Below are 15,318 nucleotides of genomic sequence, written 5' to 3'. Positions count from 1 at the left end.
TTGACCGTCTTACCGGCGCCTCCGTATTCTTGGCGATCGGCGTGTCACCTGATGCGCCACGCCCCTGAGCATCTACCTCCCGCGCCGACGCGCAGGCCCTCGCCGGGTCGCGCTGCGGGAGAGGCCGGGTCCGCCCGCTGCTGGCATCAGGGGCTCCGAATCGAGCGAGAGAGAGTTCCGCGTGTACGCGATCGTGCGCACCGGCGGCCGTCAGCAGAAGGTTGCTGTCGGCGACGTCATCGAGACTGACCGACTGGCCGGCAATGAGGTCGGCGACACCGTCGAGCTCTCCACCCTGCTCGTCGTGGACGGCGACACCGTGACCAGCGACCCGTGGGTCCTGGCGGGCGTCAAGGTCACGGCCGAGGTCCTCGACCACACCAAGGGCGAGAAGATCCGGATTCAGAAGTTCAAGAACAAGACCGGCTACCGCCGGCGGATGGGTCACCGCCAGCTTCAGACCCAGCTGAAGATCACCGAGATCCCCGCCCCGGCCGCGAAGTAAGGGACTGACGCGAGATGGCACACAAGAAGGGCGCCTCGTCCACCCGGAACGGGCGCGACTCCAACCCCCAGTACCTCGGTGTGAAGCGCTTCGGCGGCCAGCTGGTGAACGCGGGCGAGATCCTCGTCCGTCAGCGTGGCACCCACTTCCACCCCGGCCAGGGCGTCGGCCGCGGCAAGGACGACACCCTGTTCGCGCTCCAGCCGGGCACCGTGCAGTTCGGCACGCACCGCGACCGCCGTGTCGTGAACATCGTGCCGGTCGCCGCGTGACGCGGTAGGCGCGACGCACGACCCACGCAGCACCGAGGGCGGACCGTCATCCCCGCAGGGGGAGACGGGTCCGCCCTCGCCGTTCCGGCCGGTCCGCGCGCGGCCGAGGCACCATGGAAGGTGGTGCCGCGGTCCCGCGCGGGCGTGTCCCCACGGCCGGCACCCGTACCGCACGCACCGAACCCTGCCGGGAGGCATCGTCATGACCACCTTCGTGGACCGCGTCGAACTGCACGTCGTCGCGGGTAACGGGGGCCACGGCTGCGCCTCCGTGCACCGGGAGAAGTTCAAGCCGCTCGGCGGCCCCGACGGGGGCGACGGCGGGCGCGGCGGCAGCGTGACGCTGGTCGTGGACAGCGGCGTGACCACGCTCCTCGAGTACCACCACCGCCCGCACCGCAAGGCGGGCAACGGCAAGCCGGGCGCCGGCGGCAACCGCACCGGCGCGCACGGCGAGGACCTGGTCCTGCCCGTCCCCGACGGCACGGTCGTCCTGACGCCGGACGGCGAGGTCCTCGCCGACCTCGTGGGCGAGGGCACGGCCTTCGTCGCCGGGCAGGGCGGTCGCGGCGGGCTCGGCAACGCCGCGCTGGCCTCGCCGCGCCGCAAGGCGCCCGGGTTCGCGCTGCTCGGCGAGCCGGGTGAGGAACGCGACATCGTGCTGGAACTGAAGACCGTCGCCGATGTGGCGCTGGTCGGGTTCCCGAGCGCGGGCAAGTCGTCGCTGATCTCCGTGCTGTCGGCCGCGCGGCCGAAGATCGCCGACTACCCGTTCACCACCCTCGTGCCGAACCTCGGCGTCGTCACGGCGGGGGAGACCGTCTACACCGTCGCGGACGTCCCGGGGCTCATCCCGGGCGCCAGCGAGGGCAAGGGCCTCGGCCTGGACTTCCTGCGGCACGTGGAGCGCTGCTCGGTCCTCGTCCACGTCCTGGACTGCGCGACGCTGGAGAGCGACCGCGACCCGCTCTCCGACCTCGACACGATCGAGGAGGAGCTGGCCCGGTACGGCGGTCTCGACGACCGGCCCCGGCTCGTCGTCCTGAACAAGACGGATATCCCGGACGGGCAGGAGCTGGCGGATCTCGTGCGCCCCGAACTGGCGGCGCGCGGCCTGCCGGCCTTCGAGGTTTCCGCGGTGTCCCGCAAAGGGCTCAGGGAGCTTTCCTTCGCGCTCGCCGAGCAGGTCGGGCGGGCGCGCGCGGCGCGGCCGGCGGAGACGCCGACGCGTATTGTCATCACCCCCCGCGCGGTGAATGAGACCGGATTCACGGTGCGCCCCGAGGGCGAGGGTTTCTTCCGGGTGCGCGGCGAGAAGCCGGAGCGCTGGGTGCGGCAGACGGATTTCACGAACGAGGAGGCCGTCGGCTATCTCGCGGACCGTCTGAACAGGCTCGGCGTCGAGACGGAACTGCTGCGCGCCGGTGCCCGCGAGGGCGACGGCGTGGCCATCGGCGGGGACGACGACGCGGTCGTCTTCGACTTCGAGCCGTCCGTGTCCGGCGGTGCCGAGATGCTCGGCCGCCGCGGCGAGGACCACCGGATGAACCAGCTTCGGCCGGCCGTCCAGCGCCGCCGTGACCGCGAGGCCAGGCGGCGGGACGGCGCGGACCGCGAATTCGAGGAATTCAGTCCTTTCGACTGAGATGTGACGAAAATCGGCCGGGTGGCCGGAAACAACCGTCATGGGTGCGCCCGGGCCGTCGCGTATCGGCCCGGGTATCGGCGCCCGGCCGCGGTGTGCCGCCGTCCCGGGAACGCACGGAGTGCCGCAGCGTAACGCCGTCCTGTCTCAAAGCGATAACCACCGACAACGGTTCATCTCGCTTAGGGGTCAAGCTTCGTCGGGGGTTAACCTTCTCCTCGCGTAGGCGACACTTCTTGATACCGGCAGGAGCAGCCTTGTCCAACCAACCCAACGGACCGTCCCCTCACACCACAGCGGTCGTACTCGCCGGTGGTACGGGTCAGCGCGTGGGTCTCTCCATACCGAAGCAGCTGATCAAGATCGCGGGAAAGGCCGTCATCGAACACACCCTCGCGGTTTTCGAGGACGCCGACGAGATCGACGACGTGATCGTGCTGATGGCCCCCGGCTATGTCCCGGACGTCGAGCGGATCGTCGCGAAGAGCGGTCTCACCAAGGTCAGCCGGGTCATCGAGGGCGGCGCGACGCGCAACGAGACCACCCAGCGGGCCATCGCCGCCCTCGGCGAGGGCCTCGCGGACGGCGAGGAGCGGCATGTGCTGTTCCACGACGCCGTGCGGCCGCTGCTGTCCCGCCGCGTCATAGCCGACTGCGTCAAGGCCCTGGAGCGCTACCAGGCGGTGGACGTGGCCATACCCTCGGCCGACACGATCATCGTGACCCGCACGCACGGCGAGGACGGCGAGTTCATCACCGACGTGCCCGACCGCTCCCGGCTGCGGCGCGGCCAGACCCCCCAGGCGTTCCGGCTCTCCACCATCCGCCGCGCCTACGAGATCGCCGCCGGCGACCCGAACTTCCAGGCGACCGACGACTGCTCCGTGGTCCTGAAGTACCTGCCGGACGTGCCGATCCACGTCGTCCCGGGTGACGAGTACAACATGAAGGTCACCCAGCCCGTCGACGTCTTCATCACCGACAAGCTGTTCCAGCTCGCCTCCACCGCCGTCCCGCAGCAGTCCGACGAGGACGCCTACCGGGAGCGGCTCACCGGGCGGACCGTCGTCGTCTTCGGCGGCTCCTACGGCATCGGCAAGGACATCGCCGACCTCGCCGAGCGGTACGGCGCCAGCGTCTACGCCCTCGGCCGCTCCACGACCGGCACCCACGTCGAGAACCCGCGCGATGTCTGCGACGCCCTGGAGAAGGCGTACGCCGAGACCGGCCGCATCGACTACGTCGTGAACACCGCGGGGATCCTGCGCATCGGCAAGCTCGCCGAGACGGACGACGCCACCATCGAGGAGGCGCTCACCGTCAACTACCTGGCGCCCGTCCGCATCGCCCGCGCCGCGCACAAGTACCTCGCCGAGTCCCACGGCCAGCTCCTGCTGTACACCTCCAGCAGCTACACGCGGGGCCGCGCCGAGTACAGCCTGTACTCCTCCACGAAGGCCGCCATGGTCAACCTGACCCAGGCCCTCGCCGACGAGTGGGCCGCCGACGGCGTGCGCGTCAACTGCGTCAACCCCGAGCGGACCGCCACGCCGATGCGCACCAAGGCGTTCGGCGAGGAGCCCGCCGGGAGCCTGCTGTCCTCCGAGGCCGTCGCCCGCACCTCCCTCGACGTGCTGCTGTCCGGCATGACCGGCCACGTCATCGACGTCCGCCAGCAGGACCCGACGGCCGACGCGAGCAGCGCGGGCTCCTTCGAGCGCGCCCTCGCCGCCGCGATCAGCGCCGACTCGGCGGAGGATGCCGCATGACGGGAGCCCTGCTGCGCCGGCTCGCGGGCCGCGCGCCGGGCGGCGAGATGATCGTCGCCCTGCTGACCGTGCTCAGCTACCCCGTGATGCTCGTCACGGCGATGGTGCCGGTGGGCGTCGCGTTCGTCGTGGCCGCCGCCGTGTCCTACCTCGGCGACCACTACCTGCACCGCCGCGGCAGCTACCTGCTGGTCCGCATGGGCAAGGCGCGCCTCGGCCTCACCATCCGCTTCGCCATCCGCCAGCTCCTGCTGGTGCTGCTGCTGGCGCGCACCGAGGTGGCCGGCGACACCGTGTTCTACGCGGCCATGGTCGCGTTCCTCATCTTCTACGGCCTCCAGGCCCCGCACACCGCGATGGTCATGGTGCTGCGCCGCAAGCGCCGCCTGCCCATCGCCACCCGCAACATCGACCTGTCCACCCTGCCCGTGCCGAACGGCGCCCCGCGCTGGCTGACGCACCGGGCCGTGGAGAAGGTCCTGCACACCGAGGTTCCGACGTTCGTCGGGCTCCTCGCGGTGGCCGCGACCGGATCCTCCGCGTGGGGCTACGCCGGCATGGCCGTGACGCTCGTCCTCGCGATCGGCTACATGGTGACGCTGCTGGCGTTCTTCCGCGCGAGCAAGCTCCCGCCGCCGCCGGAGCGGACGATGGCGTGGTTCGACGAGTGGCTGCGGACGTACCGGCCCGAGGTGGCGCTGTACTTCTCCGGCTCGAAGGACTCCGCGTACCAGGCCAACATGTGGCTGGAGACGATGGAGAACCTGAGCGCCCGGCCCATCGTCATCCTCCGCGAGCGCGCGATCCTCGCCCGCCTGGCCACGACCAGCGTGCCCGTGGTGTGCGTGCCGAGCGCCGTCGACCTGATGAACATGGACCTCTCCACGCTGCGCGTCGGCCTGTACCCGGCCAACGTCGGCAAGAACCTCCACCTGCTGCGCGTCCCGACGATGAAGCACGTCTTCATCGGCCACGGCGACAGCGACAAGATCGCCAGCATCAACCCGTACGCCAAGGCGTACGACGAGGTGTGGACCGCCGGCCGCGCCGGCCGCGACCGGTACGCGCTCGCCGACGTCGGCGTGCGCGACGAGGACATCGTGGAGGTCGGCCGGCCGCAGCTCGCGCCGATCACCCCCGCGCGCGGCGGCCTGCCGCAGGGCCGCATCCCGACGATCCTCTACGCCCCCACCTGGGAGGGCTGGACCGACGACCCGGGCAACACGTCGCTGCTCCTCGCCGGCGAGAACATCATCGGCCGCCTCCTGCGCTCCGAGCGCCCGGTACGGGTCCTGTACAAGCCGCACCCGTTCACCGGCACCCGCAACCGCGTGGCCGGCGTCGTGCACGAGCGGATCGTCGCGATGATCGAGCGGGCCGCGGCCGAACGCGCCGCCGACCCGCGGTTCGCCGAGGAGGCGCGCCGCACCGCCGCCGACCGCGCGCAGGCGCAGGCGACGCTGCGCCGCATCGAGGAGGAGCGCCCCGGCGTCGTCACCACCGCGCTGTGGGACGACGCCTCCGTCTCCCGCGACTCGCTCACGCCCGCCGACCAGGCCGCCGTCGAGCAGCGCCGCGCCCGCGAGTGGAACGAGGCGTACTGGCGGTCCCAGGGCTGGTGGGAGCACCGGATCATCACCGGCCCCGAGCCGCTGCTGTTCGACTGCTTCAACGAGTCCGACGCCCTGGTGTCCGACATCTCCAGCGTCGTGTCCGACTGGATCGCCAGCGGCAAGCCGTACGCGGTGACCGACTCGGCCGGGCTCGGCGAGGAGGAGTTCAAGCGGCAGAACACCGCCGTGCGCGCCGCCGTCATCCTCACCAACGACGCGGCCCGCCTGGACGAACTGGTCACGGCCGTGTCCGTGCCGGGCGCCGACACGCTCGCCGGGGACCGGGCCGAGCTGAAGCGGTACCTGCTCGGCCCCGACGAGCCGACCTCCCTTGAGCGGTTCGACACGGCCGTGCGCGCCCTCGCCCGCAGGGCCGAGGCACGCAACCTGGCGCTCGGCGAGACCGGCAGCACCGGTGCCGCCGTGGTCCCGGCCCCGTAGGAAGCGATCCCCCGAGGAAGCGGAAGTAAAGGCACTGAGTGACGTGGTAGCGAAGGCAGAAGACGTGATTCCGGGCGAGCTGAAGCGCCGCCTCCGGTTCCTGCCGGAGGCCGACGCCGAGGAGCGCGATGCCTTCCTGGGCGAGGCGGGCGCGTTCCTCGCGTCCGTGCCCGCGGGGAAGCTGCGCCGTCTTCCGCCGCTGGAGAGAGTGAAGTGGCACCTCGTCGGCGAGCGCCGGGTGGACGACCTGCTGAGGGCCATCGCCTTCGAGCGGATCAACCCCTCGGCGTTCCCGGTCCGCGGCAGACTGCGCCCGTACATCTCCGTGCCGGGCATCGAGGACCGATCGCTGCCCGCGTCCGTGACCCGGCTGCGGCTGCGGGAGATGCCGGTGCGCGCCAAGGCGACGGACGTGCTGTGGCAGGACGGGAAGATCGTGCTGCGCGGCTACGCCTTCGTGGCGAACCTGCCCGGCGGCGGCTCAGGACCGATGCCGCGCCTCGCCTGGCTGCGGGCGCCGGGCGGGCGCCGCATCCCCGTGCGCTACCGCGCGGCGGAGTCCCTGCGCGCGACGCGTGACTCCAAGCAGGCCCTGCACAACTACGACGACGCCGGGTTCGAGATCGTGATCGACCCGGCCAAGCTCAAGTCGCGCGGCAAGTGGAAGGACGGCACCTGGGGCCTCACCCTGGCGCTGCCGCGGCCCGGCGGCTACGTCCCCGGCAAGGTGGAGCGCGCGGACATCGGGTCGGCGGGGCACTCCCAGGCCCGCGACCTCGGTGACGGCGCCCGGCTCGTCGCGGGGTTCGCCGACGACGTGTTCCAGGTGCGGATCGACATACCCGAGGCGGAGATCGTCGACCAGACGGCCACCGCCGACACCCTGCGCCTCGGCCTGCGGGCGCCCGCGTCGGCCAAGCGCGCCACCAAGCTCAGGATCACGCGCAAGGGCAAGTCCGCCGGCACCGAGTACCTCCTGGTCCCGGCGGACGGCGCCGACCCCCGCCGGCTGCGGTACACGGTGGACATCCCGCTCGCCGACCTCTCCGTGGGCACCGAGAAGGAACGCAAGACCCACGACTTCATCACCCACATCGAGTTCGCCGACGGCTCGTCGCGCCGCGCCACGGTCACCGAGGACTTCCTGCCGGGCCGCTACCTGCGGTCGGGCGGGCGGGAGATCGCCGTCACGACCGACGGCCCCGGGCTGCTGAAGCTGCACGACCGGCTGCGGCAGGCCGTCGTCGACCGCCTGGAGTGGGCCGGCTCCGAGCTGGTCGTCGAGGGCTCCTACGCGGGTCCCGGCGACCGGAAGTGCTTCGTCCTGCGGCACGGCGAGCGGTTCGAGGAGCACGTGCTGCCGCTGGAGTGGTCCGAGGCGCAGAGCCGGTTCACCGCGCGGATCGCGCCGGACCGCATGTCGCTGTACGACGCGATCCTGCCGCTGCGCGCGGGCCGTTGGTACTTCTCGCTGCGCGACCAGGACGCGTGGGGCAAGAAGGAGGACGTGCCGGTCAAGCTGCGCGCCGACCTGATCGACACGCTCGCGTCCGTCAAGAAGCGGGTCTCCGGGCGGACGTACACGATCAACCGCCGCTACTTCGACCGGATCTTCCTCGCCTCGGGTCCCGTGCTGTCCGCCGAGGAGCGCGGCGCGTACCGGCAGCGGCAGCTCCGCGAGGTGCTGACGCCGCAGTTCAAGCAGGAGCCGCTGCGGGAGGCCGTGTTCTACAACAGCTTCGGCGGCAAGCAGTTCTCCGACTCGCCGCGCGCGGTGTACGAGGAACTGGTGCGCCGGGGCGTCGAGGTGGAGCACCTGTGGTCGGTCGCCGACGAGCAGGTCGACGTGCCGCCGGGGGTCCGCCCGGTCGAGTGGCACAGCCGCGAGTGGTACGAGGCGCTGGCCCGCAGCCGGTACGTCATCACCAACGTCGGCCTCGGCGACTGGTACACGCGCCGTGAGGGGCAGTGCGTCGTGCAGACGTGGCACGGCACGCCGCTGAAGAAGATCGGCGCCGATCTCCTCGGCACGCCCAGGGCGAACCTGCAGTACATCGCGAGCCTGCCGCACCGCTTCCGGCAGTTCGACTTCGTCGTGTCGCCGAACGCGTTCACCACCCCGATCATGCGGAACGCGTTCCGGTGCGAGGGCGAGATCCTGGAGTCGGGCTACCCGCGCAACGACATCTTCCACCGGCCCGACCGCGACAAGATCGCGCAGCGGGTGCGGGCGACCCTGGGCATTCCCGAGGGCCGCAAGGTGATCCTGTACGCGCCGACCTGGCGGGACGACCAGCGGCACAACGCGTCCAAGTTCAAGCTCGACCTCCAGGTCGACCTGAACGCGGCGCGCGACGCGCTGGGCGACGACCACGTCTTCCTGTTCCGGAAGCACCCGAAGATCCTCGACGCCATCCCCGGCGCCGGTCAGGGCTTCGTGTACGACGTCTCGGCCTACCCGGACATCGCGGAGCTGTACCTGATCACCGACGTCCTGATCACGGACTACTCGTCGGTGCTCTTCGACTACGCGCACTCCGGCCGGCCGATGCTCTTCTTCACCTACGACCTGGAGCACTACCGGGACACGCTGCGCGGCTTCTACTTCGACTTCACGGAGAAGGCGCCCGGGCCGCTGATCAAGACGTCCGAGCAGCTCGTCCACGCGATCCGCGACATCGACAACGTCGGGCGCACGTACGCCGACAAGTACGCACGGTTCGTCAAGGAGTTCTGCGAGCCGTCGGACGGCCTGGCGACGGCGCGGGTCGTGGACCGGATGCTGGAGATCGGGCGGGGCACCGCGGGCTGACGCCCGCACGCACCGGACGGCCGGGACCCCCGACGGGGTCCCGGCCGTCCGGCGTGTTCAGGCCTGCCGGCCCTGCGGCGGGTGCGTCCCGGTGCCGACGGCGGGCGGGCGGCGGAAGAACCAGGGCATGGTGGGCTCCATCACGGGCCGGAAGACGCGCTGCACGGGGGGCGTGCACAGCAGGGTGATGCAGAGCGCGGACGCCACGGTGAGGATGGGCACGGCGGTGTGCACGTCACGCATGACCTCGGGCTCGTACCAGCCGGCCGCTCGGGAGCCGAGCACGATGAAGCCGTGCAGCAGGTAGCCGTACAGCGTGCCGGCGCCGAGGGCGGAGAACCAGGTGCGGCGGCCGGGGACCAGCGCCAGGAAGCAGGCCGTCACGACGAGCGAGCACACGAAGACCAGCAGCGTCATCCCGACGCCGAACTGCCACGACTCGCCGAGGTCCTCGGCGGACTCGCGGTGGTAGAGCCACTGGTAGCTCACGCGCGGCACCGCCCAGTAGGCGACGGCCAGGGCGACGACCAGCACCGGCACGGCGGCGATCCGCATGGCGCGGTGCCGCACCAGGGCGAAGTGCTCCTTCCTCAGGCGCAGCCCGAGCACGAAGAACGGGAGGAACTGGATCACCCGCTGGATCTGGAGGTCGCCGCCGAGCGACGGCGTGGCGCACGCGGCGGCGGCGAGCACGAGGGCCACCGGCAGCGGCCAGCGCAGCGCCTGCCACACGGGCACGGTGAGCCGCCATATGAACAGCGCCAGCAGGAACCACATCAGCCACTTGGGGTCGAACATCGGCAGGTCCCGCCGGTCGCTGCCGTCCAGCCAGCGGTCCCAGTACGTGTAGGCGACCTGGAAGACCACGTAGGGCAGCAGCACGCCCGTGACGAGGCGGGCCACGCGGCGCGGGCTGCCGTCGAAACTGCGGGAGAAGTAGCCGGCGATGATGATGAACGCCGGCATGTGGAACGCGTACACGAGCATGTAGAGCGCGGTCAGGCCGCGCGAGTCGCCGCGCAGCGGTTCCCAGGCGTGGCCGGCCGCGACCAGGACGATGGCGACGAATTTCGCGTTGTCGAAGAACGCGTCGCGCGCGCCCGGGGCGGATGTGCGGGGTGTGGGGGAGTCGGCGGACTGCCTGGGGACGGCGACTGCCCCCGTCGTCTGCCGGGAGTCGTTCATCACGCGGGCACCTTAGCGCCATCCGCCGTTCGGTGGACCGTCCGACCGGCGTGAAAAGGGCGACGGAGCCGCCGGGGGAGACTGGGAGCCATGGCGAGCGAGACGCGGACGGCGGCGGAACGGCGGACGGTGGCGACGCCGGTGGGTGACGCGCGGATCACCTGGCACACGGCGGACCGGCCCAGGGCGGTGCTGGCCCTCGGACACGGGGCGGGTGGCGGGATCGAGGCGCGCGATCTCGTGGCGCTGGCGGGCGCGCTGCCCGCGCGGGGTGTCACTGTGGCGCTGGTCGAGCAGCCGTGGCGGGTGGCGGGCCGGCGGCTCGCGCCCGCCCCGCGGACGCTGGATACGGCGTGGACGGCCCTGTGGCCGGCGCTCGCGCGGTGGGCGGGTGCGGGGGTCCCGGTGGTCGCCGGGGGCCGCAGCGCCGGGGCGCGTGTGGCGTGCCGGACGGCGCGCGAGGTGGGCGCGCACGCCGTGGTGGCGCTGGCGTTCCCGCTGCATCCGCCGGGCCGGCCGGAGCGGTCGCGGGCGGCGGAACTCACGGACGCGGGCGTCCCGACCCTCGTGGTCCAGGGCAGCAGGGACCCGTTCGGGCGGCCGGCGGAGTTCCCGGACGGCACGGACCTCGTCGAGGTGCCGGGGGGCGACCACGGCTTCGCCGTACCGAGGAGCGCGCCCGTGGACGCGACCGGGGCACTCGCGGCGGCGGCCACGGAGATCGGCGACTGGCTGACCGCCCGCATCCCCGCCTGACCCGCTGCGCAGCCCGCGGCTCGTACGGACGTCCCGGTGCACCATCCGGCGCACCCCGGGGCCGCTCCCGGCCGGTCGTCGGCCGTGCCTCTCCGGTTCGGCGGGCTGCACGCCGTCACGTGCCCGAGCCGCGTCCGGGGTGTGTCGGCGGTGGCACAGCCGCAGGCGGGGACCGATGCCGTCGACCGCCGACGGGCACGGTCCGCCCGGTCGGTCACCGCGTGCCCGCCCCGCACGCGGGTGCTCGCGGGGTGCCCGTCACGTGCCGGGGAGCCGTGTCGGCGGCGGCACGGGAGGAGCCGGCCGCCCGCGTGCGCGGGGCGGCGGCGCACCACGGTGTACGTACGCCCGGTGCGGTCCGGGGCCGCTCCCGTCGCCCGTCGCAGGGGCGCGGCGGGAGCGGCCGGCCCCGTCGTCAGGGGCGGTTCCCGGCGGGCCACAGGGCGGTCGCGTGGTCCCCCACCATGGCGGTGATCCCGCGCAGTGCCTCCCCGTCCGGCAGCGGCGCGAGGCGGCGGCCGTCGCGCAGGCGCAGCGCCACCAGACCCTCCGCGGCCTCCCGCGCGCCGATCACCGCCACGTACGGCACCCGCCGCGCCGCGTGGATCCGCGCCCCGAGGCTCCCCCGGTCCGGGTCGCCGAGCTCGGCCCGCAGCCCCGCGTCCGCGCAGCGCCCGGCGAACGCCTCGGCCGCCGCGAGGCCGTCCGCGCCGACCGGCAGCACCGCCACCTGCACCGGCGCGCACCACGCCGGGAACGCCCCGCCGTGCAGCTCGACCAGGTGCGCCACCATCCGCTCCAGGCTCCCCAGCACGGCGTGGTGGATCATCACCGGGCGGTGCCGGCGGCCGTCGTGGCCGGTGTACGCGAGACCGAACCGTTCCGGCTGGTGGAAGTCGACCTGCACGGTGGAGAGGGTGAACTCCCGCCCCGCGCCGTCGGTCAGCTGCACGTCGATCTTCGGTCCGTAGAACGCGGCCTCGCCGTCCACCTCCTCGTACGGCAGCCCGCTCTCCGCCAGGACCCCGGCCAGCAGGGCGGTGGCGCGCTCCCACAGCGCCGGGTCCGGCACGTACTTCCCGCCGTCCCCGGGCAGCGACAGCCGCAGCCGCGCGCCCTCGATCCCCAGGGCCGCGTACGCGCGCCGGATCATCGCCAGCACCCGCGCCACCTCGCCGGGGACCTGCTCAGGGGCGCAGAAGACGTGCGCGTCGTTCAGCTGGATGCCGCGCACCCGGGTCAGCCCGCCGAGCACGCCCGACAACTCGGCCCGGTACATCCCGCCCAGCTCCGCGAGGCGCAGCGGCAGCTCGCGGTGGCTGTGCGGGCGGGACCGGTAGACGACGGCGTGGTGCGGGCACAGGCTCGGACGCAGCACGAGCTGCTCGCCGCCGACGTCCATCGGCGGGAACATGTCGTCGCGGTAGTGCGCCCAGTGCCCCGAGCGCTCGTACAGCTCCCGCTTGCCGAGGACCGGCGAGTGCACCTGCCGGTAGCCGGCGCTGCGCTCCTGCCCGCGGATCCAGTCCTCCAGGGACTGCCGTACGGCGGCGCCCGCGGGCAGCCAGAACGGCAGCCCCGCGCCGATCAGCGGGTCGGTGTCGAACAGGTCGAGCTCGCGGCCCAGCCTGCGGTGGTCGTGGACGGTCATGGGCGGTCTCCTCACCGCTCGCGCCGGAGCGGGGACGGGTGACCACGCGGCGGAGCCCCGGGGCACTCGCCCCGGGGCTCCGCACTTGGTTCGTCGGTCAGCGCGCCGGGACGGGGTCCGGCGTCGTCGTGCCGACGGCGATGGCGCGCTGCATGGTCCGACGGTAGCGCCGCGGCCCGCCGCGCCGCGCCCCGTTTTCCCGGCCGGGGCGGCGGCACGGCCGTCAGCGCGACGCGTCCTGGCGCGCGTCCCGGCGCGCTATCGGCAGCTCGGCGTCCTGGTCGGCCGCCGCCCCGTCCGGCACACCCGCCTCGCGCTCCGCCGTCTCGGCCAGCTCGGCGACGCCCGGCGTCGCGCCCACCGCCGCCTGGCGCGCCCTGCGCTTCCCGGCGGCGGCGCACAGGGCCGCCACCGCGCTCCGGAACCGCTCCAGGGACGGCGGGTCGGACGGCCCGAGGAGGTACTCGGTCAGCTCGGCCCGCTCCCCGGCGAGCGGGTCGAGCGACGGGTCGACCACCCTGTCGATCAGCGCGGGGATCCCGGCGGCGTCCGGCGTGAGGACGGTCGCGCCCCGCACCGTGGCGTTCGCCTCGCGGAACCGCTCCTCCGGCATCCCGCTCGTGTTCACCACGGCGTACGGCTTGCCCGACGCGAGGTGGTCGGCGACGACGCTCGACACGTCCGACACCAGCAGGTCCGCCTGGTTGAAGCAGGAGTACAGGTCGGGCCGCGCCCCGGTGAGGACCAGGTGCTCGGCCGCCCCCCGCGAGGCCCAGAACGCCGCACGCCACGCCTCGGTCGCCGCCGCGACCGCGGCGGCCCGGCCCGGCTCCGGCTCGCCCTGGGCGGCCATGCGCTCCATCTCGTCCGCGCCAGGACGCCCGCCGCGCGCCGTCAGGGCGTCGAGGACGGCTTCCCTGCGGGCCAGCTCCTCCGCCGCGGCCGGGTCGGGGTCGGGGTGCAGCCCCGCCGCCCGGTTCGCCTCCGCCACCAGTGCGCGGATACGGGCGTCCGCCGCGCCGGCGAGGGGGTTGACCGACCCCGTCATCGGGTGCGGCCGGTACAGCAGCCGGACCCGCGGGTCGGCGAGCAGGGCGCGCACGATGTTCTCGCCGGCCAGGATGACGGACGTGTTGCCCGGGTCGTTCGTCCAGCCCTCCCAGGTGGGGGCGTACAGCACCGTGACGGGCCCCCCGGCGGGCGGCGGACCCGCGTACCGGGTGATCGGCGCGAGCTGCGGGCGGCCCACCTCCACGACGTCCCGGTCGTCCACGCCCACGTCGGCCTTCGCGTACCGCAGGCGCGCCGCCGGACCGGCGACCCACACCTCGTCGTAGACCTTGGCGTACGGGTTGCAGCTCGACAGCTTGTCGCTCTCGCCGTGATTGGTGAACGCGTGCTTGATCGTCGGGACCCGCAGGATCTGCGAGGTCTTCGGGGCGTTCGCCGGGTGCAGGAGCATCTTCAGCGACGAGTGCTCCAGCTCCATCAGGTGGGCGACGCGCGGCACGCACACGATCGGCACGTCCGTGTCGGCGAGCTGCTGGACCATGGGCCGCTCCCGCAGCACGACGAGGGGGCGCGGCAGGGCGGCGAGCGTGCTCAGCCACATGTTCGCCTGGTACGCCGTGCCGGTGCCGCCGGAGAAGTACAGGCCGACCTCCGGGCGGTACGCCGCCAGCCAGTCGCGGAACCAGCGCAGGACCCGCTCCTCGCCCGGCGGTCGCTTCCCCGGCAGCAGCCACGTCGCGAGCCGCAGGGTGCCGCCCGCGAACAGCAGCAGCGAGGCGCCGACACCGCACAGCCCCCACACGACGCTCTCCGCGGCCACCGTCGCCAGCATCCCGGCGGTCGCCGGCACCGAGAACAGCAGCATCCGCCGCCCCGGGTAGGACAGCAGGCGCGGCGGCGCGGGGGAGAGGCGGAGGGCGCTCGTGTCGACGTTGCGCGTGATCACGGGCAGCGTACGGGCGCGCCGCACGACGACGCCCAGGCCCCGGCAGACGAGGTGCGCGCCGTAGCACGACAGCAGGCCGCCGACCAGGAGCAGGCGGGCGAGGGTGTCCACGGCGGACAGGTGGGTGAGACCCATCACGATCAGCAGGTCCCGCAGGAGCTGCCGGACGGTCTCGTCGCAGTGCAGCCGGTTCAGGACGGACAGCAGGCCGGGCCGCCACAGGCGGCAGCCCAGATCGAACGCGTGGCAGGCGGCACCCGCGGCGCACAGCAGCGGCGCGCTGGGCAGCTGCGCCCCGACGAGCAGGGCGGTGTACAGGCCCAGCAGCGTGCCCAGGGCCAGCACGGTGCCGCGACGGATCGACGGTACAGCGGGCAAGGTGAGGCTCCGGTTGGGAGAGGGTGTGCGTGGGGGAAACGGCCCGGGGCGCGGGGCTGTGGTCCGGCAGGGACGCGGTCACCTGCGGGGACGACGGCGCGATTTCAGCCGTACGAGTGAAGGCCGAACCGTCGCGCGGGGCGGTCGCGCCGGAGTGCGCGCCGCGGACCGGGAACGGAGCGGCCGGTTATATGAGCGGGCGGGCCGTCCGGGCGGTGGCATAGATTACGGGGGAGACCCCGGTACGGCAGTGACGGCGACCGGGACCGAACGACCGCGCGGACGCTCCGACGGCCGACGGCGCGTGCACCACCGCACCGCCACCGGCCGCCCG

At 73.4% G+C, this 15,318-nt stretch carries 10 protein-coding genes; 7 read left to right on the top strand and 3 right to left on the bottom strand.

What is annotated here, in order from left to right; genetic code table 11:
• The first annotated feature begins 181 nt into the window (after positions 1–181).
• The 6 genes from rplU (at position 182) to EMA09_RS08625 (ending at position 9,057) form a co-directional block, all read left to right on the top strand.
• Complete coding sequence (gene rplU, locus EMA09_RS08650; protein ID WP_129840469.1) at positions 182–505, top strand: 50S ribosomal protein L21; 324 nt, start codon at positions 182–184, stop codon at positions 503–505.
• A gap of 14 nt (positions 506–519) precedes the next feature.
• Positions 520–777: a 50S ribosomal protein L27 gene (gene rpmA, locus EMA09_RS08645; RefSeq protein WP_129840467.1), complete on the top strand. Its 258-nt coding sequence runs from the start codon at positions 520–522 to the stop codon at positions 775–777.
• Positions 778–979: 202 nt separating this feature from the next.
• Entirely contained in the window at positions 980–2,422 is a 1,443-nt protein-coding gene (gene obgE, locus EMA09_RS08640) for a GTPase ObgE (RefSeq protein ID WP_129840465.1), read from the top strand.
• A 257-nt stretch (positions 2,423–2,679) separates the two neighbouring features.
• Positions 2,680–4,191, top strand: a complete 1,512-nt coding sequence (locus EMA09_RS08635) for a bifunctional cytidylyltransferase/SDR family oxidoreductase (protein WP_129840463.1) — start codon at positions 2,680–2,682, stop codon at positions 4,189–4,191.
• Positions 4,188–6,245: a hypothetical protein gene (locus EMA09_RS08630; RefSeq protein WP_129840461.1), complete on the top strand. Its 2,058-nt coding sequence runs from the start codon at positions 4,188–4,190 to the stop codon at positions 6,243–6,245. Before EMA09_RS08635 ends, EMA09_RS08630 begins: the two co-directional genes overlap by 4 nt.
• A 64-nt stretch (positions 6,246–6,309) precedes the next feature.
• Complete coding sequence (locus EMA09_RS08625; protein ID WP_240796307.1) at positions 6,310–9,057, top strand: CDP-glycerol glycerophosphotransferase family protein; 2,748 nt, start codon at positions 6,310–6,312, stop codon at positions 9,055–9,057.
• 57 nt (positions 9,058–9,114) lie between these two features.
• On the opposite strand, the gene EMA09_RS08620 is transcribed toward EMA09_RS08625, so the two are convergent.
• A complete protein-coding gene (locus tag EMA09_RS08620; protein WP_206305924.1) occupies positions 9,115–10,242 on the bottom strand; it encodes an acyltransferase family protein in 1,128 nt (375 codons plus the stop codon).
• A 90-nt stretch (positions 10,243–10,332) separates the two neighbouring features.
• On the opposite strand from EMA09_RS08620, the gene EMA09_RS08615 reads away from it, so the two are divergent.
• On the top strand, positions 10,333–10,998 hold the full coding sequence (locus EMA09_RS08615) for an alpha/beta family hydrolase (RefSeq protein ID WP_129840457.1): 666 nt from the start codon (positions 10,333–10,335) through the stop codon (positions 10,996–10,998).
• 415 nt (positions 10,999–11,413) lie between these two features.
• Here the strand turns inward: EMA09_RS08615 and thrS are convergent, their stop codons facing one another.
• Positions 11,414–12,649: a threonine--tRNA ligase gene (gene thrS / locus EMA09_RS08610; RefSeq protein ID WP_129840455.1), complete on the bottom strand. Its 1,236-nt coding sequence runs from the start codon at positions 12,647–12,649 to the stop codon at positions 11,414–11,416.
• A gap of 223 nt (positions 12,650–12,872) precedes the next feature.
• Positions 12,873–14,984: a hypothetical protein gene (locus tag EMA09_RS08605; RefSeq protein ID WP_129840453.1), complete on the bottom strand. Its 2,112-nt coding sequence runs from the start codon at positions 14,982–14,984 to the stop codon at positions 12,873–12,875.
• Positions 14,985–15,318: the final 334 nt, after the last annotated feature.

The organism is Streptomyces sp. RFCAC02, assembly GCF_004193175.1.
Taxonomy (GTDB): domain Bacteria; phylum Actinomycetota; class Actinomycetes; order Streptomycetales; family Streptomycetaceae; genus Streptomyces.
Note: the sequence above shows the minus strand (reverse complement) of the source record. Positions and strands in the feature narration are given on the sequence as shown.